Below are 23,151 nucleotides of genomic sequence, written 5' to 3'. Positions count from 1 at the left end.
TTCTAATATTAAATAAACCTTATATAAAATGAAAGAGGTGATAATTTGACTGCAAATATTATTGATGGGAGGGCTTTAGCTGCACAAATAAAGGAAGAGGTAAAATCAGGAGTTGAAAAACTAAAATCAGAAAAAGGTATAGTTCCTGGTTTAGGTGTTATATTAGTTGGTGAAAATCCAGCTTCTGAGGTGTATGTGAGAAATAAAGCAAGAGCATGTGAATGTGTTGGAATATATTCTGAAACTATAAAATTGCCTGAGGATATTTCTGAAGAAGAACTACTTAATTATGTTGATAAATTGAACAATAGAGAAGATATTCATGGAATATTAGTTCAACTTCCTCTACCTGAACATATTAATTCAGAAAAAATACTTTTTGCTATTTCTCCAGATAAAGATGTTGACGGATTTCATCCAATAAATGTTGGAAAACTCACAACTGGTGAAGAAACATTCTATCCCTGTACACCATCTGGAATTATAGAGATAATAAAAAGACAAGGAATTGAGATAAAGGGTAAAGAAGCAGTAATTATTGGCAGAAGTAATATTGTGGGAAAGCCAGTAGCTTTCCTTCTTCTACATAATCATGCTACTGTTACTATATGTCACTCAAGAACTGTTGATTTACCAAAAGTTGCGAAACGAGCTGACATTTTAATTGTAGCAGTAGGTAAACCATTTATTGTTACAGATGAATATGTTAAACCTGGTGCGATAGTTATAGATGTTGGAATAAATAGAATAAAAAAGGAGGATGCATCGGAGGAGCTTCTAAATTGGAGAAAGGATGCTTTTGAGAAGAGAGGTTCTACATTAGTAGGTGATGTTGATTTTCTAAAAGTTAAAGAAATTGCAGGATATCTAACTCCAGTTCCTGGTGGAGTGGGACCACTGACTGTTGCAATGTTGATGAAAAATACTTTAAAGTCCGCAAAAAAATCACAATGAGATAATCTTGAGTTTTTTCTATAAAAATAGATACTATAAATTTAAATCATAGAAAATTTCTATATATGAATTTCTAATAGAAACCAAAAATTATAATTTTTGGGCTTTTGTAAGGAGGGATAGAAAGTGACAAACAATTCAAAAAATATTGCGATAATTGGCGCAGGTCCAGGTGGATATGTTGCTGCTATTAGAGCTGCACAATTGGGAGCTGATGTCACTTTGATTGAAAAATCATTACTTGGAGGAACATGTACAAATCTAGGATGTATTCCAACCAAAGCTATGTTAAATTCAGTAGAAACTATTTTAAAAATGAGAAAGGCTGAACAGTTAGGTATTAAAATATTAAAGGATAAAATTGACTTTTCATTATTTATGAAAAAAAAGGATTCAGTAGTTGAAAAATCTAGAAAAGGAATAGAATTTTTATTAAAGAAAAACGGGGTAAATCTAATTTATGGTAAAGGAGAACTTCTGAGCAAGAATCTTATTAAGGTCACAATAGCAAATGGAGAGGAAAGAATTCAGGCAGATAATATTATTTTAGCTACTGGTTCATCACCATTTAAACTTCGAATTTTTGACTTCGAACAACCAACTATTTTAACAAGTGATAACCTTATGGTATTAGATGAACCTCCAGATTCTATGGTGATAGTTGGTGGGGGAGTTGTTGCCTGTGAATTAGCAATGGTCTTTCACCTTTTAGGAACTGATATTACTGTTATTGAAATGTTACCTAATCTATTACCATTACAGGACAAAAGACAGTCAAGATATATTGAGAGAAGTTTCAAAAAAGAAGGTATAAAATTCCTGACAAATTCTAAAGTAGAAGGAGTAAAGGAGTATGGTGAGGATTTTGCAATTTTATCTGTTGAGGGTAAAGATGATGTGAAGGCTAAAAAAGTAGTTGTTTGCATAGGTAGGACTCCAAATTCAAGGGATTTGGGTCTTGAAAATTTAAATATTGAGATGGATAGAGGATTTGTCAAGGTAAATAATAAAATGGAAACAAATATCCCTGGAATTTATGCTGTTGGAGATCTTATTGGAGGAAAGATGTTGGCTCATGTAGCTTCAGCGCAAGGTGAAATAGTAGCAGAAAATATTATGGGTCATGAAGCTATTTTTGATGACAGAATGATACCTATAACTATATATACTCATCCTCAAGTCTCTTCTATAGGTTTAACACCTGATCAGGCAAAAGAAAATGGATATGAAATCTCATTAGGAAATTTTCCATTCTCAGCAAGTGGAAAGGCTAATGCTATAGATGAGAGTGAGGGTTTTATACAAATTGTGGCAGACAAAAATTCTGGAGAGATTTTAGGTGCTCAGATGGTTGGACCAGATGTCTCTGAACTAATTCATTTAGTTGCGTTTGCTATGCAAAGTGAACTTTTAATTAAGGATTTGTCAGAAATGATTGCTTCTCATCCCACTCTTTCAGAAGCAGTTGTAGAAGCTGCTCTAAGTTGTATTGGAAGACCTTTACACACAATAAAATTATAAAAATTTTAAAATCAAAAGATTATTAAAAGATTTATGTATAGGAAGAGACTTCCTCGTTGGCTTAAGAAAAAAATTCCTGATTTGAAAGCCATTAAGGATATGGAAAAAATGCTGAGGGATCATAATTTACACACGGTTTGCGAGAGTGCACTATGTCCAAATTTGGGAGAGTGCTTTCATAGAAAAACTGCAACCTTTATGATTTTAGGAAATACCTGTACAAGAAATTGTAGCTTTTGTGTAGTTAAAAAAGGTAAACCTCTTCCATTAGATGAAAATGAACCAAAAAATATTGCTAAGGTTGTTAATTTATTAAAACTTTCACATGTAGTAATTACATCTGTTACAAGAGATGATTTAGAAGATGGTGGAGCCAATCAATTTGTTGATTGTATAAAAGAAATAAAAAGAATAAAGCCAAATCCTTCTATTGAGGTTTTGATTCCAGATTTTAGTGGTAATTTTAATAACTTAAATATGGTTTTAGCTTATTTTCCTGATGTATTAAATCATAATATAGAAACAGTTTCCAGACTTTATCCTGAAATAAGACCTGGTGCTGATTATAATATGTCTTTAAGAATTCTTGAAAAAGCTAAAAAATACTCAAAAAGTATAATTGTTAAATCTGGGTTCATGGTTGGTTTGGGGGAGAAGTGGGATGAAATTTTAGATTTGTTAAAGGATTTATCAAATACAGGTTGTGATATTGTAACAATAGGGCAATATTTGCAACCATCAAAAAATCACACACCTATTTATAAATTCTACAATCCCGATGAATTTGTAGATCTAAAGCGAATTGCACTAAATATGGGAATAAAATATATAGAATCTGGACCTTTTGTCCGTTCTTCATATAAAGCAAGTGATGCATTAAAATATTTTAAAAATTCTAAATTTCAATAATTAATTTCATTATAAAAATTGTTTCTTTGTACTTTAAGAAATCATAAATATCAAAAATTGTTTTTATTAGTTTTGTTAAAATGAATGAGAAGAAATTGGATTTTGAACCAAAATGTATTGCCACAGGGGTAGGAAGTTTACCTTTTAAAGATGTAAAGTATACATGTTTAAAAGTTTTAGAGTTGTATCCAATTGCTCCATATTGGCCTCAGCTACCTAAAATAAATTTCCTGGAAAATATGAGTGCTCAATTTTCAGAGCATATACCAAATGAGATAGTAGATTACGAGAATGAAAAGATATGGATTGATACAGAAAAAGATTACATTAAAAATTTGGATGAGTTTTATATTAAATACACTTCTAAAAAAATAGATAATTTTGCAATTTCTTCAAATAGAGCAAAAGGATTTTATAAATTTATAGAAATTATGAGTGGAAAATATTGTGATGATATAAAACTCCTAAGTAATATTAATAATATTAGGGGTGATATAAAGTACATCAAGGGGCAAGTTACTGGACCAATTACACTTGGTTTTAGTTTATTAGACCAGGATAGAAAACCAATTTTTTATAATAATATAATTCAGGATACTGCAGTTAAATCAATATCAATGATTGCAAAGTGGCAGGAAAATGAATTTAAAAAAATCTGCCCTAATTGTCAGAGTATAATATTTTTTGATGAGCCCTATTTAGCTTCATTAGGGTCTTCTTATATAAGTCTTTCCAAAGAACAGATTATTAATCAATTAAATCAATGTTTTAATGCTGTTAATGGTATAAAGGGAATTCATTGTTGCGGAAAAACTGATTGGTCACTTATAACCGAAACAGATGTTGATATCATAAATTTCGATGCATATAACTATTTTGAAAATTTCTCAATATATAGTGATGAAATAATTGAGTTTTTAAATAGGGGAAAAGTATTAGCATGGGGGATAGTTCCAACAGAACCAAGAGAAGATAATATAAATAACCTAATTGAAGAAATAATTAATAAGTTTAATAAACAGATCGAATTTCTTGTTAATAAAGGTTTAGATAAAGATTTCATTTTGAGGAGATCCCTTTTGACACATTCCTGTGGCTTGGGAACAGTTTCAGAGGAAGAAGCGGACAAAGCACTAATTCTATTAAACAAAGTATCAGAGAACATTAGAAATACCTATTTTGTGAAATAAATATTTTTTTAAATTTTAATTCTCTATATAAATTCATTTAATCTATTAGGTTTGTTTAGTTAAATTCTTACAGGATTTTTTCCAATATTGGATCTACTTTGACTCTATGGAGATTAAAACCTAATTTTTCAGGTTCAACTCCCAAAGCTAAACAAAGCAATTCAGGATAATATAAAGCTGGTAAATTGTAATCTAAATTAAATTTTCTTTGTATAACAGCTTGGTTTCTATCAAATTGAGTCTGGCAGAATGGACATAGAGTTACAATACAATCTGCTCCTGAAGATTTAATATAATCAAGATTATTTTTAGCCATTTCTAAGGATAATTCCATATTTACTCCAAGTAGTGGAGCTCCACAACATAACATCTTTTGCATTCTAGGAACTGAAATACAACCTATAGCTTCTATTAATTCATCCAGGAATTTCGGATTTTCAGGATCGTCAAATTCCATTATTTCACTGGGTCTTACTACATGACAACCGTAAAAAGCGGATACTTTCAAATTTTTTAATGGTTTTTTTACAACACTGGAAATTTTGGAGGTACCAACTTCTTTGTAAAGAACTTCAGCTATATGTTTTACTATTATGTTTCCTTTATATTCTTTGTTTACTGAAGATAATATTTTATTTACTTTCTCTAAAGTTTCTTTTTGCTCTTTTAATATATGACTTGTTTCTTTTAAAGTTTCATAGCAACCATTACAAAGAGTGAGAATATCTAAACCTATCTTCTGTGCCACACATAGATTTCGAGCTCCAAGAGATAACCAGGTTATTTCATCCATGGCTTTTATTCCAACCGGATCTGGGCAACACGCAAAATCATTTGTTTCTTTTAGTTTAATATTTAATATTTCTAAGGATTTTCTTGCAGCTATCTCCATATAGGGAAGTGAGGTTGGAATAAGACACCCTAAAAATAGAAGATAATCATAATTTTCTTGCTTTTTTGTTATTTCTTGATTTCCCATTTCTTTATTTATAATTTCCTTTCTCAACATAAATGAAATTTGTTATTTCAGGGCTTGACTTTATTTTTCTATATATGAGATTATTTCTGTTTTTTTAATGATCTTTTTAGCTTCTCCCTTTCCAACTGTTTCAGATAATGAAGGTAATCCGAGTTGTTCTCTTCTTCTTCTAACTGCAGATGTTAGAGGAGAAGTTCTACCAGTTTCAGCTATCATTTTAAACTCATCCTTGTATGCAGAAGGCATTCCTTTTATCTTAGCTACCATACCCTTCAATTTAGATATGATCTCTGATACAGCAATTCCCTGCGGACATCTTTCTAAGCAAGTATGGCAGAAAGAGCAGTAAAATATAGAGTCGTTATCCAGTATCATTTCCATCTGACCCAGTTGGACAGCTCTCATAATCTGATGTGGTAGTAAAGTCATTTTATGAGCTGTAGGACATCCACAACTACATTTATTACATTGATAGCACAAATAAGGATTTTGACCAGGTGTTTTTATAAACTTCTGCGCTAAAGATCTATCTATTTTTAAAAGCTTATCTGGTACTTTATCATTCATTTTTCACCATTTTTTGTAATTTTAATTTCAAAAGTTTATTTTTATAGAGATTTTTAGCTTCGTAGTATACTTTCGAAGACATTTTAAATTCCCCCTCTCCTTATTCCTCTCCCACCAGGGGAGAGGATAAATACTCAAGAAAGTATACCCAAAGCTTTTATTACTTCAAAATTAGATAAATTTTGTTATATTACAAGACCTGAACCCATCTTTTATTTTCTATTCCTTTTATGGTTTTGGTCTGGGAAGTAATCCAGTTTTTTCAACAATAATTGGAACCGCTTCTTCCCAGGCTATAGCCATTATATGGACTCCAGATACACCTTCTATCTCTTTAATTTCCTGGATTATATCTACACAAATATTTATACCTTCTTCTTTTGCATCTTTGCTTTTTTTAAGTCTTTCTACTATCTTGTCAGGGACATCCATACCAGCTACATTTTTTTGCATGTATTTAGCCATTCCCACAGATTTAATTGGTCCAACTCCAGCAAGTATATAAACCTTTTTGTGTAAGCCCATTTCTCTGACCTTCTTCATATATTCTTTGAATTTTTCTATATTATAAACTAATTGAGTTTGTATAAAATCAACACCTGCATTCACCTTTTTAGCCAATCTTATAGGTCGAAAGTCAAAGGGATCAGCAAATGGATTAGCAGCAGCCCCTATGAAGATCTCTGGAGGATGTTTCATCTCTTCACCACATTGAAACTTATGTTCATCTCTCATATCCTTGAACATTTTTACCAACTGGATTGAATCAACATCAAAAACATTTTTACTTGAAGGATGATTTCCAAAACTTTGATGATCTCCAGTAAGACAAAGAACATTTTTTACACCAAGAGCAGCAGCTCCAATTAAATCGCTCTGAAGTGCTATTCTGTTTCTATCTCTCGTTACCATTTGAATTATGGGTTCCATTCCTAATTGTATAATTTTAATGGCGGATGCAATAGAAGACATTCTAACAATAGAAGTTTGATTATCTGTGATATTTACAGCATCACAAAATCCTTTTAATATTTTTACTTTATTAATAATTGTATTAATATTGGCTCCCTTTGGAGGACCAAGCTCAGCTGTAACTACGAATTCCCCTCTGCTTAATAATTTCTCTAAATTGCTCTCTGATTTCATTTCTTTATTCATATTTATCCTCTATTTGTTAATTTCTTAAAAAATACTTACTTATCTCAATATTTCTATATCTCAGCCTCTTCAATTATTAATGTTCTTGGTCCTCCATGATGAGAAGAGGACCAATCCTTTGCAGGTTTTATTTTAGTTAATATATCTAAACGACCCTGTTTTTTTAATTTATCAACTATAAGTTGCCAAGCACATTCAATATCAGGATCGACTTCGCATTTTCCATCTCGAGATCCTCCACAGGGACCATTCAACATACTTTTTGAACAGCGTGTAATTGGACAAATTCCTCCATATTCACATAGAACACAATTTCCACAACCTATACACATTTCCTTAAAAAAACCAGGTTTATCAGGAAATGCCATGGATATTGTATTCAGGGTAGGAAATATTAATTTATCTGGATATATCCCAGCCATTGTCTGAACTCCAACTCCACAAGCCATAGAAAGAACTACATCTGCTTGTTCAATCTTTTGACTTATCTCTTCTACAAATTCCCTTTCACATTGCCTTTGAATTGTTAATTGTTTAACATTAACACTATCACCATCAAGCTTTTTAGCAATTCTTAACTCAGAAGCTAATATAGCAACTTCTTTTTCTCCACCTGTCTGATTTATGGTAACACAAGTTCCACAGCCAATAATCGTTATATTTTTTTTATCTTTTATTATTTCTTTTATTTCGTCGAAGGGTTTTCTTTCTGCTACAATCATAATTTCACCTCCTCATAAAGCGAATTTATTATTAATCCAATCTTTTTTAATTAAGTAGTTGAGATTCCCACTCCCATTTCTTTTAACTGTCTACGCTCCTCTTCCTCAAATCTTTCTTCTATTAATTTTATAGGATTAGGACCTAATTTTTTAATTTTCTCAGTCATATTTATGGCAATATCAGCGAAATATTTTCCCATAGAGGAAGCCATTTTATAAATCTCCAATCTCTCTCCACCTATTCTGACTTCATCTAACGACTTCTTTACTGTTGACACCATTTTCTCTGCTCTTTCATTTCCGGTTCTATATTGACAGCTTCCTTCAAGACAACTAGCAATAAAGACTCCATCATAACCCTCCTCAAATACTCTCAATATATGAACATGTGTTAAGTATCCTGCACATGGAACTCTTACTATTACAACGTTTGGAGGATACTCGACTCTCATCGCTCCAGCTAAATCAGCAGCAGAGTAACCACAATATTCACAACAAAAAGCTATTATTTCAGGTTCAAACATAATTAAACTAACACTTCCTCTCTTAATGATAATTCTGTAGCAATCATCTGATCATGAGGGTAGTTAACTACATCTATAGCATTAGCTGGGCAAGCAGAGGCACATATTCCGCAACCTTTGCACTCAAATGGATTTATCTCAGATACTCCTTGCTCATTTATTTTTGGTACTCCTGAAGGACAAACTCTTACACAGGTTAAGCAACCTATACATTTCTCCTCATCTACTTTAGAGATTTTAATTCCTATCCGCATCTCTTTCTTTGATAAGACGGTACTTGCTCGAGAAGCAGTAGCTAATGCTTGAGCTATAGTCTCTCTTAAATATTTAGGAGAGTGAGCAAGACCACAAACAAATATTCCATCCCTTTTTGTATCAACCGGTCTTACTTTTATATGCTTCTCTAAAAAGAATCCATTTTCATCCAGAGGCACTCCCAGCATATTTGCTAATTTTTTATTTCCTTCAAGAGGAATAATGGCTGTAGAAAGAACAATTAAACCTACTTTAATTTTAAGATTCTTTTTTAAATTAAGATCGAAGAATGAAATCTCTAATGATTTTTTATTATTATACTTTTGCACTTCAGGTTTTTTATCATCTTCAAATCTCATAAACATAATACCCATTTCTCGTGCTTTTGTATAATACTGCTCTATAAATCCGTAGCTTCTAATATCCTTATAAAAAATAAATATATTTGAATCAGGATTTTTTTCCTTAAATTTAATTGCATTTTTTATGGCTTTTCCACAACAAACCCTACTACAATAAGTTCTTTCATTATTTCTACATCCTACACATTGAATCATAGCCAGGTTACCTATTGTACCTAGTTTCTCCTGGTTATCAGTAAGTTTTTGTTCAAAATCAACTTGTGTCATTACTCTACTATCTTTATTTAACAGGTATTCATTACCCCTATACTCATCTCCACCTGTGGCAATGATGGTAACCCCATGCATAATTTTTTTGATTTCCTCTTTTTCTCCTGGTTTTTTTATAACTACTTTTGACTGGAAATTACCAACATATCCCTTCACATCTGTAACTTCTGAATTGAATAAAACTTCTATATTCGTATTTGAACTGATCATCTTTCTTAGATTAACCAATAGTTTTTGTGGATCTTCTCCTGATAGGGTAAAAACTATCTTTTTTAAATGCCCTCCTAACTCATCCTCTTTTTCTACTAAGGTTACAGGATGTCCTTGCTCTGCCAGGTTCAAGGCTACTACCATTCCTGCCATTCCTCCACCTACTATAAGTGCTCGAGAATTAATACCTACATAATTTTCCAGAAGTGGTTTTGCTTTCTTTATTTTAGCTATTGCCATCTGAATTAAGCTCATAGCTTTTTGAGTCGCCTTATAGGGAGAACTATAGTGAACCCAACTACATTGTTCTCTTAAATTAACAACCTCAACCATATTATAATTTATTCCAATATCTCTTAGAATTTCTTTGAAAAGCGGAGCATGTGTTCTTGGAGAGCAGGCACCTACAACTAATCTGTTTAGATTATACTGAGTCATAATATATTCTATTTTTTTCTCAATTTGAGGTGAGCAAGCATAGAATTCATTTTCTACAACAACTATATCACTGATGGTTCTTATAAATTTTACCAACTCTGCCATCTTAACTACTCTGGAAATCTCATTTCCACACTGACAAAGAATTACACCAATTCTTGGATTTTCATAATCAATTTCCATTTGAATAGGATATTTCTTTTTCTCAATAAGACTGCCTTTTTGATCTGCTAACAATGCTGATGCCAAAGCAGTAGTTCCACTTCCTTCAGTGATAGAATCTGGTATGTCTTTTGGTTCAGAGAAGGAACCACATACAAATATTCCATCTCTACTTGTATTTAGAGGTTTAAAATCAGTAGTTTTGATAAATCCATGCTCGTTCAGTTCTATTTGATATATTTGACTATCTCTTTTGGTTGTTTTTGGAGCAACAAACCCCATAGAAAGAACAATCACTTGAAAATTTTCTTTCACTAATTTACCATTTTTACTTACATAGGTAATAATTAAGTCTTGAGTTTCTGGGTCTTCTTCAATAAAGGAAGGTCTACTTCTTATGTAGTCAACCCCATAAAAATTCTTTGCTTTTTGATATAGTTCCTCATAACCTTTACCGTATGCCCTCATATCAAGTGTAAAAATTTTAGCTTCTATTTCTGGCAAATTTTCTTTGGCTAAGATTGCTTCCTTTGTAGCATGCATGCAGCATACAGTCGAACAATAATCATGTTTCTTATTTCTTGTTCCAACGCACTGAATAAAACCGATTTTTCCTGGCTCTTTATCATCGGATGGTCTGACAAGTCTTCCTCCCGAAGGACCAGATTTAGTCATGATTCTTTCTAATTGGAGAGAGGTGATCACATTTTTGAACCTACTAAAACCAAGTTCAGTTATAGTAAATGGATCAATAAGTTCAAATCCCTGAGCTAAAATTATCGCCCCTACATTGATGTATTGCATTTCAGGGACAGCATTAAAGTTTATAGCACCTTCAGGACATATTTCTTCACATTTTCTACATGAAAGACAACTTTTAATATCTAATTCTGGATGATATTTCTGTACCTCTTCCTTTAAATCTATCTTATCTATTCTGAAGATATTTTTCATAATTTGTGGGTAAGGTCGATAGATTATTTTTCTTTCAACCAGACTGGCATCATACTCACTTGGAATTTTTACTGGGCAGACCTCAGCACATTTTCCACATCCAGTACATTTATTTATATCTACAAAGTTAGGTGTTTTATATAATGCCACTTCAAAGTTGCCAGGATATCCACGTACTCTGGAAACCTCAACTGAAGATAAAATCTCTAAATTAAAATGTTTCCCATCAATGTAGTGAGGCTTTCTCACTATTGTTGCTCTGCACATTCTTTTTTCACTTATATCAACAAGTGCATCATCAAAAGCCATAGTTTCTACATCAAAATTACGTAGACAACCCAATGGTTCAGGAGCTATTCCACAGAAAAAGCAATCAAGAGTAGGATATGTTTTGTCAAGTTGAGCCATCTTACCACCCAGAGTCCACGATTTTTCAACAAGGTAGACTTTGAAGCCAGACTCAACAAGATCAAAAGCTGCTTGAACACCAGCAGTACCGCCACCAACTACTAATACTGAGCCAATCTTTTCTAATTCTTTACTTATTTTAGAGATATCTTCCATAATAATCTATTATAAAAATACTTAAAAAATTTTAAAACAAAATTTTATCAGAATTTATTAAATAATTGATTTTTTAAATTTAATTTTCGTAATAAATAGCTTTGTGGCATGGTTTCGCAGACATTTTACCCTCTCCCTACCCTCTCCCACCAGGGGAGAGGATAATCTCCCTACCCCCTCCCATAAAGGGAGGGGAAGAGAGAAACTTTGCCCAAAGCTTTCAATAATATTTAAATTTTTACTTTTTCAGATTTGATTTTTTTAATTGGATTTGGACCTAACTTTCTAACCGTCTCAGTTATTTTAGTAGCAGCTTCAGCAAATTCACGTCCCATAGCTGAAGACATATAAAATATATCGACTCTTTCTTCTTCCAAACCTAACTCTTTTAATATCCTCTTAACCCTTTTAATTCTTTTAGCTGCTTGCAGATTTCCAGTTCTATAATGACAACAACCTTCCAAACATCCCGCCACGATTCCTCCATCAGCTCCCATTTCAAACGCTTTCAACATATATATTGTTTCAAATTTTCCAGCACAAGGTAGTTTAATTATCTTAACATTTGGAGGATAATTCATTCTCATAGAACCAGTAAGGTCAGCTGCAGCATATGCACATTGATTACAACAAAAAGCTATTATTTCAGGTTCAAAATTACTCATACCAACTCCTTCTTAAAAAGAGCTTCAATTTTTGGTATAACTTGTTCATCCTTATAGTTCTTTAAAATAATAGCATGGATAGGACAAACTCCTACACAAATCCCACATCCATAGCAGTTAGTAACCTCAATCTGAGCTACTCCATTTTCATTTATAAATGGAACCTGATATGGGCATATTCTTACACAGTTAAGACAAGCAACACATTTGTCCTGGTCAACAACAGAAACTTCTCCTCCAGCAAGAAGTTCTTTTTGGGAAAGTATAACTGTTGCTCTTGAAGCAGCTGCTTGTGCTTGTGCTACGACTTCTCCTATATGTCTTGGAGTATGAGCTAATCCGCACAGGAAGAAACCCTCTGAAGCAAAATCAACTGGTCTCAATTTGGGATGCGCTTCCTCATAAAATCCCTGTTCTATCAATGATACTCTTAAAATCTTAAATAGTTCCTCATTGCTGGGGGAGGGAATTATACCTCTACTTAATAAGAGAAGATCACAATCTATTAAAAATTCTCTTCTCAAACTCAGGTCAATAGTTTTTACTCTAACTTTCCCATTCATCTCAGGTAATACTTCTGGCTTATTATTATCGTCATAGCGTAGAAAGACAATTCCCATATCCCTTGCTTTGGTATAATATTGTTCTAAAAAGCCATAAGTCATAATGTCTTTATATAATATAACTATTTCTATATCAGGGTTAATCTCTTTTAGTCTGAGAGCGTTCTTTATAGCTTCTCCACAACAAACTCTACTACAATATGGATGTTCTTCTGTTCGAGAGCCAACACATTGTATCATAACGACTTTCTCCAATTGCTTCGGGTTAATTTCTTTTTCTACTAATTTATGCTCAAATTCTAATTGACTTAAGATTTTATTATTTGTTCCATAACCATAATCAGTTCCCTGATACTCTTCACCACCAGTTGCTACTATTAGTACTCCATGTTCAATATCAATCTGTTTAAACTCCCCATCTTTAATTCTGCGCTTTATTTTTGACTTAAAGTTCCCAACGAAACCAGCAATATGAGTTATTTCAGAATTTGTTAAAAGGGTTATATTTGGATTTTTTTCTATTTTGTTTATAAGTTCTTCTACAAATTTTTTTGGTTGCTTTCCTTCAAAATCATATTCTATTCTCTTAGACAAACCACCTGGCTCATTTTTCTTTTCAATTAAAACTACTTCAAAACCTTGTTTGCTAATTGTTAGAGCAGCAGTCATTCCCGCAACTCCAGCTCCCAAAATAAGGGCTTTTTTATTAATGGGGATGGAAAATAATTCTAACGGTTCTAAACTGGCTGCTCTTGCTACGCTCATCCTGATTAAGTCCTTTGATTTTTCTGTCGCTTTTTCTGGTTGATTAGAATGAACCCAGCTGCATTGATTTCTGATGTTTGCCATCTCAAACAAGAATTGATTTAATCCAGCATTTCTTAAACTTTCTCTAAACAATGATTCATGAGTTCTTGGACTGCATGAGGCAACAACTACTCTGTTAAGATTATTTTCTTTTATGATCTGAGATATTTGTTGCAGACTATCTTGAGTACAAGCATACTTCATGTCCTCGCAATAAACCACGTTTGGCAATTTTTCACTATATTTTTTTACAGAATTGATGTCTACAACTCCAGCAATGTTGTTTCCACAATGACATATGAAAACACCTATTCTTGGTTCCTGACCAATAACATCCAACTCTTCAGGAAATATTTTTTTCTTGACCAATGTCCCTCTTTTTGATGATAAGAGAGCTCCAGCTAAACCAGCAGTAGCACATCCCTGTGTAACAGATTCTGCTATATCCTTTGGTTCTGAGAAAGGACCGCAAACGTATATTCCATCTCTTGTAGTTTCCACAGGTGAATATCTATCTGTTTTACAGAATCCATACTTATTTAAATCAAAATCTATATTTTTGGATAGTACTTGAGCATCAACTGATGGTTCTACTCCAGTTGATAGAATAACTAAATCATACTCATCAGTTTTTAATGAGTTCTCTTGCACAGAAGTTACAAATAGATTATGAGTTAACGGATCTTCTTCTATAGATGATGGCATGGATCGAATATATTTTACCTTGTATTTATCCCTGGCTCTATTATAGTACTGGTCAAACTCTTTCCCATATACCCTTATGTCCATATAATAGATTGATACATCGATTTCAGGAATATGTTCTTTAATCATTATTGCTTCTTTGGTTGCCTGCATACAACAAACAGAGGAACAATAATCTCTTTCTTTATTTCTTGACCCAATACATTGAATAAAAGCAATCCTTTCCGGCTTCTTACCATCGGATAATCTCTGAATATGACCTAAAAATGGACCTGATGAATTCATTATTCTCTCAAATTGAAGAGCTGTAATTACATTAGGGTATCTTCCATAACCAAGTTCTTTTAATTTGCTTATATCTGATTGTTCAAATCCTACTGCTAAAATTAAGGCACCAACATCTAAATTAATTAATTCTTTCCTATCCTCAAAGTTTATTGCACCCGTTGGACATATTTTACTGCAAGCTTCACATTTTCCCATTGTTAAATATCTGCAATTAGGTGCATCTATAACTGGAACATTGGGATCTGCTTGTGGAGAGAATCTGTAAATAGCCTTTCTTTGAGATAGTCCCAAATCAAATTCATTTGGTAATTTAACTGGACATGCTTTCTCACACTGACCACACCCAGTACATTTGTCTAAATCAACATATCTTGGATTTCTTTTAATTGTAACCTTAAAGCTTCCAGCATAACCGTCGACCTTTACTATTTCACAAAGCGTCATTGTCTCGATATTTCGATGTCTTATACATTCAACTAATTTGGGAGCAACTATACAGGTGGCACAGTCATTGGTAGGAAATGTTTTATCCAACTGTGTCATTTTTCCACCAATTGATGGTCCCTTCTCCACTAAATAAATCTTATATCCAGAGTCAGCTAAGTCCAGTGAAGCTTGAATTCCTGAAACACCAGCACCTATAACCATTACCGCGCCAGTTTTGGATATTTTTTTTATCAAATTTTGCTCATTTTGTAATGACAATCTGAAGCCTTTGTTTAGGTTATTAATTTTATTTATATATATACTGAATTTTACTTTAAAAAAGAAGGAAACTTAGAAATTATTTTAAAAAATACAAATTCAAAAGTTTTAAGGCAACATCATTAAATTATACAGAAAGCCAATAAAATCGTAAACTAAATTTAACTCATAAAGTAATTATTAAAATTTTCTAAAATCTTTTAGAATTCTGATATTAATATGTTTTTATAATAAATTACTTTAATATTTTTTTGGATTGGTAAAAATAGTTTATACTATTTATAAATTAAATCTATGTTTTTGAACTATTTACTGCACAAATTTCTCGAGTAAGCTTTTAAGTATAAATATAAAGCTAATTTTAAATTAAATATTGAATTGTATTTTTATATTTTTTAATATTAGAATATTTATTACTATTTTTGTTAATAATTTAAAGATATTTGGCTACGATTTTAAATATAATAATATTTAAAGTTACTTTTATTTTAGGAAGGAGGGAATGATGTTAATTGTTGCTGAGAATATTAATATAAGAAATACAAAAATAGGTACTTCTATGAGGGAACGTAATAGTGAACCAATAATTGAACTGGCAAAAAGTTTGAAAGATGCTGGCGCTAACTATCTGGATATAAATATTGGTCCAGGAACAAAGGGTGGACCTGAGTTAATGAAATGGTTAGTAACATCAATTCAAGAAAAGGTTGATATTCCACTTTGTCTTGACACAAAAAATATAGAGGCTATGAAAGCTGGATTAGAGGTTCATAAAGGAAGAGCTATAATAAATTCTACAGATGGTTCTGAAATGCAGATGAATAAAGTAATGCCACTGGCTAAAGAGTTTAATGCAGCAATAATAGGATTAACTTTAGATGAGAGTGGTATTCCAAGGGATGAAAATGAGCGATTTCAAATAGCATTTAATATTGTAACAAAAGCAATGGAATATGGAATTTCACCTGAAGATTTATATATTGACCCTATTATATTACCAGTTTCTGGAATGCAAAACCAAGTAAATTATGCAATTGAGTCCATAAAAATGTTTAGTCAATTATCTGATCCACCTCCAAAAACTATTGTTGGATTATCAAATATTTCTCAGTCATCTCCTCCTGAGCTTAGAAGTTTGTTAAATAGAATCTTGCTTATTATGTTGGCTTGCAATGGACTATCTGCTGCTATAGCTGATTCATTAGATAAAGAGCTAATGGCTACTTTAAAGACATATGATATTTTAACCAATAAGGTTCTTTATGCTCATTCATATCTGGACTAAAATCCTTACAATTAACATACATTTTATAAAAAATTAATTTTAGACTTATATTAAATGAAAAAAATTAAGGAAATATCAAAAAAGATTGAGAAGTTAAGGGATAAAATAAGAGAGCATAATTATTGTTATTTTGTCTTAAACCAACCAATACTCAGTGACGAAGAATATGATGAGTTGATGAGAGAACTTGTAAAACTTGAAAAAAAGTATCCTGAACTTATAACTCCTGATTCACCTACTCAAAGAGTTGGTGCTCCAGTAGATGAATTGAAATCTGTTGAGCACAGGGAGAAGATGCTTAGTTTGGAAAATGCTTTTTCAAAAGATGAAATTGAGAATTTCTTAAGCAGAGTTTACAAAGGTTTGAAAAATGAGGAAGTTGAGTTTGTATGTGAACTAAAGATAGATGGTTCAGCTACAAATTTGACATACATTAATGGAATTTTTATAAGAGGTACAACCAGGGGTAATGGGTTTAGGGGTGATGATGTAACTTCAAATTTAAAAACTATAAAATCTATTCCTCTTAGAATGCTATCATTATATCCTGAGGGTGAAATTGAGATAAGGGGTGAAGTATATATACCCATCTCTGCTTTCAAATTGATTAATAAAGAAAGGCAGGAAAAAGAACTCCCCCTTTTTGCAAATCCAAGAAATGCAGCTGCTGGTTCATTAAGGCAATTAGATCCTCATGTTGCAGCAAAAAGAAATCTTAATATTTTCATTTATGGGGTCGGACATTGGCCAGTATCTAAATATGAGAGTCATTTTGAGGTTCTGCAATATCTAAAGGAATTAGGATTTAGAATTAGTCCATATATTAGAAAAGTAAAAGATTTAAATGGAATATGGGATTTTTGTAAAGAGTGGGAAGATAAAAGAGATGAACTAGATTTTGAGGTAGATGGAGTTGTTATAAAGGTTAATTCCTTTTTGCAACAAAAAACCTTGGGTGAAACTACCCGAAATCCTCGTTGGGCAATTGCTTACAAATTTCCCTCTGTTCAAAAAACTACAAAAGTTCTTGATATAAAGGTGGGTGTTGGTAGAACAGGAACAATTACCCCAGTTGCTGTCTTAGAATCTGTTCAAATTTCAGGGTCAGTGGTTAGCAGAGCAACTCTACATAATATAGATGAGATAAGACGAAAGGATGTAAGAATAAGAGACACAGTATTGGTTCAAAAAGCAGGAAAGGTAATTCCAGAAGTTGTTAAAGTAATTACAGAAAAAAGAACTGGAGATGAGAAGATATTTGATATGCCAAAAAAATGTCCAGTTTGTGAGTCGAATATTATAAGGCTTCATAATGAGGTGGCATATAGATGTATCAATGCTGCATGTTCTGCACAACAATTTGAAAAAATACTTCATTTTGCAAGTAGAGGAGCAATGGATATTGATGGTTTAGGACCTTCAATTATTTCAAAGCTTTTAGAAAAAAAACTAATCAGAGATGTAGCTGATATCTATTATATAAAATTCGATGATATATATCAATTAGACCTATTTAAGGAGAAATCCACAACTAATCTTTTAAATGCAATCCAGAGAAGTAAAAAAAGACCTTTAGAAAGGTTGGTATATGCACTTGGAATAAGATATGTTGGCTCACATACAGCTGATATTTTAGCTAAAAACTATAAATCACTGGATCAATTATCAAAAACAGGTGAACAAGAGCTGTTATCTATATATGAGATTGGACCTCATATTGCGCAAAGTATAGTAAATTTTTTCAAACAGAGTAGTAACAAAAAAATTATAGAGAAATTGAAAAGAGCTGGTTTATTGATGGAGCGGGAAGTTATAGAGGAATTACCTCAATTGTTAGAAGAAAAGAGTTTTGTTGTTACTGGAAAACTTACTGGTTATACAAGAGATGAAATTACAGAGTTAATTAAGAGTTTAGGAGGTAAAGTATCTTCAAGTATAAGTAAAAAAACTGATTATGTACTTGTTGGTGAGGAGCCAGGAAGTAAGTTCGAAAAAGCAAAAAAGTTAAAATTAAAAATAATAACTGAGAAAGAATTCAACAAATTAATAAAAATATCAATATGAATAATAAAATAGATTTTTATAATGAAGAAAATTATTGTCCCTGGAATTTTTGGGAAGCTGTTGTAGCTGTTTTCTTAACTATACCCCTAATCTTAATTTTAACTATACCAATAGCTTATTTACTTGAAAGAAATATGGGGGAAGTTATTTTTTCACCTTCTGAAATTTCTAACTTTGGATTTGCTATAGCATATTTTATACAGGCTGTAGTGCTTCTTATTCTCCTATGGTTATTTGTATTTTATAGAAACAGAGCAACCTGGTATGATTTGGGAATTAAACCACTCAGTATCTTAAAAGGAATATTTTTAACTTTGTTTGGAATTATTGCCATTTTTTTTATAGATATAGTTTATACAATTTTCCTTCGTTTTATACCATGGGACACAAGCAAGGATAAAATCAGGTTATTAATTGAAAATAAAAATATATCATTAGCAATGCTTTTTATAGTTGCTGTTATAATTGCTCCAATTTGTGAAGAGCTATTTTTTAGAGGATTTTTATTTCCTGCTTTTAAAAAGAAAATGACCACTTTTTCCGCTATGTTTTTAAGCTCAATTTTGTTTGCAGTTTTTCATCTTGAACCAACACAATTGATTCCTTTAATTGGTATAGGGTTTATTCTATCTTTCGTATATGAGAAGTCAAAATCACTAATTCCATCAATATTATTGCATTCTTTAAATAATTTAATTGCAATAATTATTTTGTTTCAATTTATAAAATATAGTTGATGATATACATCATGAGATATAATTTAAATTTTAAGTTTATAAAATTCTCTATTAAAAAATTAAAAAGTCTGTGAAATAATTTCAACTATTAACTGAATTAACTCTAATAGAGTAAGAAGATACATTATTAAAAGAAAGGAGAAAGGCTCACCTCCCTTGATAGGGAAGGAGTGCAGTAGCCTATTTCTAAATGGAAGAAATCAGTAAAAAAGATGTGAAACATGTTGCAAAATTGGCTGAACTTGATATCAGAGAAGATGAACTAGACAAATTTGTAGATCAATTAAATATTGTGTTAAAACATGCAGGAAGAATTAATGAGATTGATACTACTGATGTTGAGCCAACTTCTCATGTTACGAATATTGTTAATGTTTTTAGAGATGATATTGTTAAAAAGTGTATAAGCAAAAAAGATGCTCTATTAAATTCTCCAAAAACAATTGAAGATCTTTTTGAAGTTCCTTTAATAACTGAGGAATAAAGATGGTAAAAGAAAGACTGTATAAATTAAGTGCAAAAGAGCTATCAGATTTAATATCGAAAAGAGAGATATCAAGTTACGAAACTGTAAAGGATATTGCTGAAAGAATTGAAGAAGTTGAAACTATTGTTAAATCATATATAACTACTAATATCTACAAAGCTATTGCAGCAGCGAGAAAAATAGATAAGTTTATTTATGGAAAAAAAAGAATAAGAGGTGGTAAATTCATTTATAAAACAAAAAAAATTGAACCATTAACAGGAATACCAATAGCAGTAAAAGATAATATAACTACTAAGGGAATTCATACAACTTGTGGCTCTAATATACTTGGCAACTATAAACCTATCTATGATGCTACAGTCATTAATAAAATTAAAGAATCGAATATGATTCTAACTGGTAAGACCAACATGGATGAATTTGCAATGGGTTCTTCAACTGAGAATTCAAGTTTTTGGACAACGCACAATCCATGGAATCTAAGTAATGTTCCAGGTGGATCTAGTGGGGGGTCTGCAGCAGCAGTGGCAGTTGGAGAAACACCATTAGCATTGGGAACAGATACAGGAGGTTCAATAAGGCAACCAGCTGCACTATGTGGAGTTGTTGGATTAAAACCAACTTACGGATTGGTTTCAAGATTTGGTCTCATTGCTTTTGCATCATCTCTTGATCAGATTGGACCAATAACAAGAAATGTTCAGGATTGCGCATTACTTTTGAATATAATTGCTGGTCACGACTCACTTGATTCAACATCAGTATTTAAGGACAAAGAGGATTATACAAAATATTTAAAAGAGGATATAAGTGGGTTAAAAATAGGAATAATAAAGGAACTGATGGGTGAAGGGATATCAAATTATGTTAAGGGTGCTGTTTATAAAGCAATAGATATTTTTTCATCACTCGGTGCCTCTTGTGAAGAAATATCACTTCCAAGTTTAAAGTTTGCACTTAGTGCTTATTATATTATTGCACCTGCTGAAGCCAGTTCAAATCTTGCAAGATATGATGGAATAAGATATGGCTTAAGAGCTAAAAAAGTAAAAAGTTTTAGAAGTATGTATAGAAAAACGAGGTCTCAAGGTTTTGGTAACGAGGTTAAAAGAAGAATTATGCTTGGAACATATGCTTTAAGCAGGGGATATTACGAAGCTTATTATTTACAAGCTCAGAAGGTAAGAACATTAATTATAAATGATTTTAAAAAAGTATTTAAAAAGTTTGATGTTTTAGTATCACCAACAACTCCATCAGTTGCCTTTAAAATTGGTGAGAAGTTCGAAGACCCTTTGACTATGTATTTATCAGATATCTGCACTATACCAATTAATTTAGCAGGTATACCTGCAATCTCCATACCATGTGGATTGAAAAATAACCTACCAATTGGTCTTCAAATAATAGCACCACACTTCGAAGAAGGCTTATTAATAAAGACAGCTTATAACTTCGAAAAAAAATTTAATTTTAAATTAAAGCCTCTTTTTAAGAAATTCTAAGGAGATATATTGGAATTTGAAATTAAAATTGGATTAGAAACGCATGTTGAGTTAATTACAGATTCTAAGATGTTCTGTGGATGTAGTACAAAATTTGGTGCTGCACCAAATACTCAAACTTGCTCAATATGTCTTGGTCATCCAGGAACTCTTCCAGTTATAAACAAAAAAGCGTTTGATTATACACTAAAAGTAGCATTAGCCTTGAATTGTAAAATTGCTAATTTTACTCAATTTCATCGTAAGAACTATTTTTATCCTGATTTACCCAAGGGATATCAAATATCACAATACGACTTACCGGTAGGTTTAAATGGGTATCTTGATATCAAATTAAACAGTAAAGTAAAAAGGATAGGAATAAGCCGTGTTCATATGGAGGAAGATACAGCTAAGTTATTACATTTTGGCGAGACTGGTAGAATAAGTGAGGCAACCGGAAGTGGACTTGATTTTAACAGATGCGGGATTCCACTTTTGGAAATTGTTTCTGCACCTGATATAAAAAATGTAACACAGGCAAAAGCTTATGTAATGCTTCTAAAAAAGATACTTGAATATCTTGAAGTAAGTGATTGTAATATGGAGGAAGGAAGATTTAGAGTTGACGCTAATATATCAGTAAGAAAATTGAGAGATGAATATAGTAAAGCAAGAACAGAACTCAAAAATCTCAATTCCTTTAGATTTTTAGAAAAAGGTTTGAGTTATGAAATTAAAAGACAGAGGGAAATTCTCAACAAGGGTGAAAAACTATATTTGGAGACAAGACATTTTGACTCAAAAACAATGACAACCAAATCCATGAGGATAAAAGAAGAAGCACAGGATTATAGGTATTTTCCAGAGCCTGATCTGGTTCCAATAGAAATAAGCAGAGAATGGGTAGATGAAATAAAAAAGACAGTTCCTGAACTTCCATCTGTTAGAGCTGATAGAATTAAAAAGCAGTACGATATCTCCGATAACGATGCAGAAATTATAACTTCTACCAAAAGCATGGCTGACTTCTTTGAATCCTGCGTAAAAATTTACCCATATCCAAAGAAAATTAGCAATTGGATTATAAGAGATCTTTTATATTTATTAAATCAGAAGCAAATTCAGATAGAGAATTGTAAGATAAGTCCAAATCACTTAATTGAGATGTTAAAAATGATAGAAGTAGGAAAAATTAGTGGTAAAATCGCTAAATCTATTTTTGAAGAAATGTTTAAAACAGGAAAGATGCCAAAAGAAATCGTGGAACAAAAGGGGCTTAAGCAAATAAGTGATATTGATAAATTAACAGATATCATTGAGCAGGTTTTAAAAGAGAATCCAGAAATTGTTACACAATATTTATCAGGAAAAATGCAGGTCTTTAACTTTCTTGTAGGTCAGGTTATGAAAAAAACAAAAGGTAAAGCAAATCCTAAATTAGTTAATGAATTATTAAAGAAAAAACTGAAATAAATAACTTTTGGAAGATTTGGGCATAGTTTCTTGATTGTTTATCCTCTCCCCTGGTGGGAGAGGAATAAGGAGAGGGGGGAGGGGGTAGGGAGAGGGTAAAATGTCTTCGAAACCATGCCACAAATCTATTAGAACTCTTAGAT

At 31.9% G+C, this 23,151-nt stretch carries 18 protein-coding genes; 10 read left to right on the top strand and 8 right to left on the bottom strand.

What is annotated here, in order from left to right; genetic code table 11:
• Positions 1-45: 45 nt before the first annotated feature.
• The 4 genes from folD to KKC53_04620 all read left to right on the top strand — a co-directional run bounded on the left by folD (position 46) and on the right by KKC53_04620 (position 4,574).
• A complete protein-coding gene (gene folD, locus KKC53_04635) occupies positions 46-954 on the top strand; it encodes a bifunctional methylenetetrahydrofolate dehydrogenase/methenyltetrahydrofolate cyclohydrolase FolD (GenBank protein MBU2598448.1) in 909 nt (302 codons plus the stop codon).
• A gap of 126 nt (positions 955-1,080) precedes the next feature.
• Positions 1,081-2,475, top strand: coding sequence for a dihydrolipoyl dehydrogenase (gene lpdA, locus KKC53_04630; protein MBU2598447.1), 1,395 nt, complete (start codon positions 1,081-1,083; stop codon positions 2,473-2,475).
• Positions 2,476-2,508: 33 nt separating this feature from the next.
• Positions 2,509-3,384: a lipoyl synthase gene (gene lipA, locus KKC53_04625; GenBank protein ID MBU2598446.1), complete on the top strand. Its 876-nt coding sequence runs from the start codon at positions 2,509-2,511 to the stop codon at positions 3,382-3,384.
• Between the two features lie 95 nt (positions 3,385-3,479).
• A complete protein-coding gene (locus KKC53_04620) occupies positions 3,480-4,574 on the top strand; it encodes a hypothetical protein (GenBank protein MBU2598445.1) in 1,095 nt (364 codons plus the stop codon).
• Positions 4,575-4,641: 67 nt separating this feature from the next.
• Here KKC53_04620 and KKC53_04615 read toward each other — a convergent pair whose 3' ends face one another.
• The 8 genes from KKC53_04615 to KKC53_04580 all read right to left on the bottom strand — a co-directional run bounded on the left by KKC53_04615 (position 4,642) and on the right by KKC53_04580 (position 15,415).
• Positions 4,642-5,553 (bottom strand): CoB--CoM heterodisulfide reductase iron-sulfur subunit B family protein, encoded by a 912-nt coding sequence (locus KKC53_04615; GenBank protein MBU2598444.1) that lies wholly within the window; start codon positions 5,551-5,553, stop codon positions 4,642-4,644.
• Positions 5,554-5,613: 60 nt separating this feature from the next.
• The gene (locus tag KKC53_04610) at positions 5,614-6,120 is read right to left on the bottom strand and encodes a 4Fe-4S dicluster domain-containing protein (protein ID MBU2598443.1); all 507 of its coding nucleotides are present in this window, start codon (positions 6,118-6,120) and stop codon (positions 5,614-5,616) included.
• A gap of 228 nt (positions 6,121-6,348) precedes the next feature.
• A complete protein-coding gene (locus KKC53_04605) occupies positions 6,349-7,266 on the bottom strand; it encodes a methylenetetrahydrofolate reductase (protein ID MBU2598442.1) in 918 nt (305 codons plus the stop codon).
• A 65-nt stretch (positions 7,267-7,331) separates the two neighbouring features.
• A complete protein-coding gene (locus tag KKC53_04600) occupies positions 7,332-8,000 on the bottom strand; it encodes a methylenetetrahydrofolate reductase C-terminal domain-containing protein (protein ID MBU2598441.1) in 669 nt (222 codons plus the stop codon).
• 50 nt (positions 8,001-8,050) lie between these two features.
• Positions 8,051-8,524 carry a hydrogenase iron-sulfur subunit gene (locus KKC53_04595; GenBank protein ID MBU2598440.1) on the bottom strand — a complete coding sequence of 158 codons (474 nt, stop codon included), beginning with the start codon at positions 8,522-8,524 and terminating at the stop codon, positions 8,051-8,053.
• A gap of 2 nt (positions 8,525-8,526) precedes the next feature.
• Positions 8,527-11,739 (bottom strand): FAD-dependent oxidoreductase, encoded by a 3,213-nt coding sequence (locus KKC53_04590; protein ID MBU2598439.1) that lies wholly within the window; start codon positions 11,737-11,739, stop codon positions 8,527-8,529.
• A gap of 230 nt (positions 11,740-11,969) precedes the next feature.
• Positions 11,970-12,404 carry a hydrogenase iron-sulfur subunit gene (locus KKC53_04585; GenBank protein MBU2598438.1) on the bottom strand — a complete coding sequence of 145 codons (435 nt, stop codon included), beginning with the start codon at positions 12,402-12,404 and terminating at the stop codon, positions 11,970-11,972.
• Positions 12,401-15,415 (bottom strand): FAD-dependent oxidoreductase, encoded by a 3,015-nt coding sequence (locus KKC53_04580; protein MBU2598437.1) that lies wholly within the window; start codon positions 15,413-15,415, stop codon positions 12,401-12,403. The genes KKC53_04585 and KKC53_04580 overlap by 4 nt, the downstream gene beginning before the upstream one ends.
• Positions 15,416-15,977: 562 nt before the next feature.
• On the opposite strand from KKC53_04580, the gene KKC53_04575 reads away from it, so the two are divergent.
• From KKC53_04575 to gatB, 6 genes are all read left to right on the top strand, one after another.
• Complete coding sequence (locus tag KKC53_04575; protein MBU2598436.1) at positions 15,978-16,757, top strand: dihydropteroate synthase; 780 nt, start codon at positions 15,978-15,980, stop codon at positions 16,755-16,757.
• Between the two features lie 54 nt (positions 16,758-16,811).
• The gene (ligA, locus tag KKC53_04570; GenBank protein ID MBU2598435.1) at positions 16,812-18,821 is read left to right on the top strand and encodes an NAD-dependent DNA ligase LigA; all 2,010 of its coding nucleotides are present in this window, start codon (positions 16,812-16,814) and stop codon (positions 18,819-18,821) included.
• Positions 18,818-19,558: a CPBP family intramembrane metalloprotease gene (locus KKC53_04565; protein MBU2598434.1), complete on the top strand. Its 741-nt coding sequence runs from the start codon at positions 18,818-18,820 to the stop codon at positions 19,556-19,558. Before ligA ends, KKC53_04565 begins: the two co-directional genes overlap by 4 nt.
• Positions 19,559-19,748: 190 nt before the next feature.
• The gene (gatC, locus tag KKC53_04560) at positions 19,749-20,042 is read left to right on the top strand and encodes an Asp-tRNA(Asn)/Glu-tRNA(Gln) amidotransferase subunit GatC (GenBank protein ID MBU2598433.1); all 294 of its coding nucleotides are present in this window, start codon (positions 19,749-19,751) and stop codon (positions 20,040-20,042) included.
• A 2-nt stretch (positions 20,043-20,044) separates the two neighbouring features.
• Positions 20,045-21,553, top strand: coding sequence for an Asp-tRNA(Asn)/Glu-tRNA(Gln) amidotransferase subunit GatA (gene gatA, locus KKC53_04555; GenBank protein MBU2598432.1), 1,509 nt, complete (start codon positions 20,045-20,047; stop codon positions 21,551-21,553).
• Between the two features lie 9 nt (positions 21,554-21,562).
• Positions 21,563-23,008: an Asp-tRNA(Asn)/Glu-tRNA(Gln) amidotransferase subunit GatB gene (gene gatB, locus KKC53_04550; protein ID MBU2598431.1), complete on the top strand. Its 1,446-nt coding sequence runs from the start codon at positions 21,563-21,565 to the stop codon at positions 23,006-23,008.
• Positions 23,009-23,151 lie beyond the last annotated feature (143 nt).

Source organism: Actinomycetota bacterium (genome assembly GCA_018830725.1).
GTDB lineage: Bacteria > Actinomycetota > Humimicrobiia > JAHJRV01 > JAHJRV01 > JAHJRV01.
This window is presented reverse-complemented; position numbering and strand designations above follow the sequence as displayed.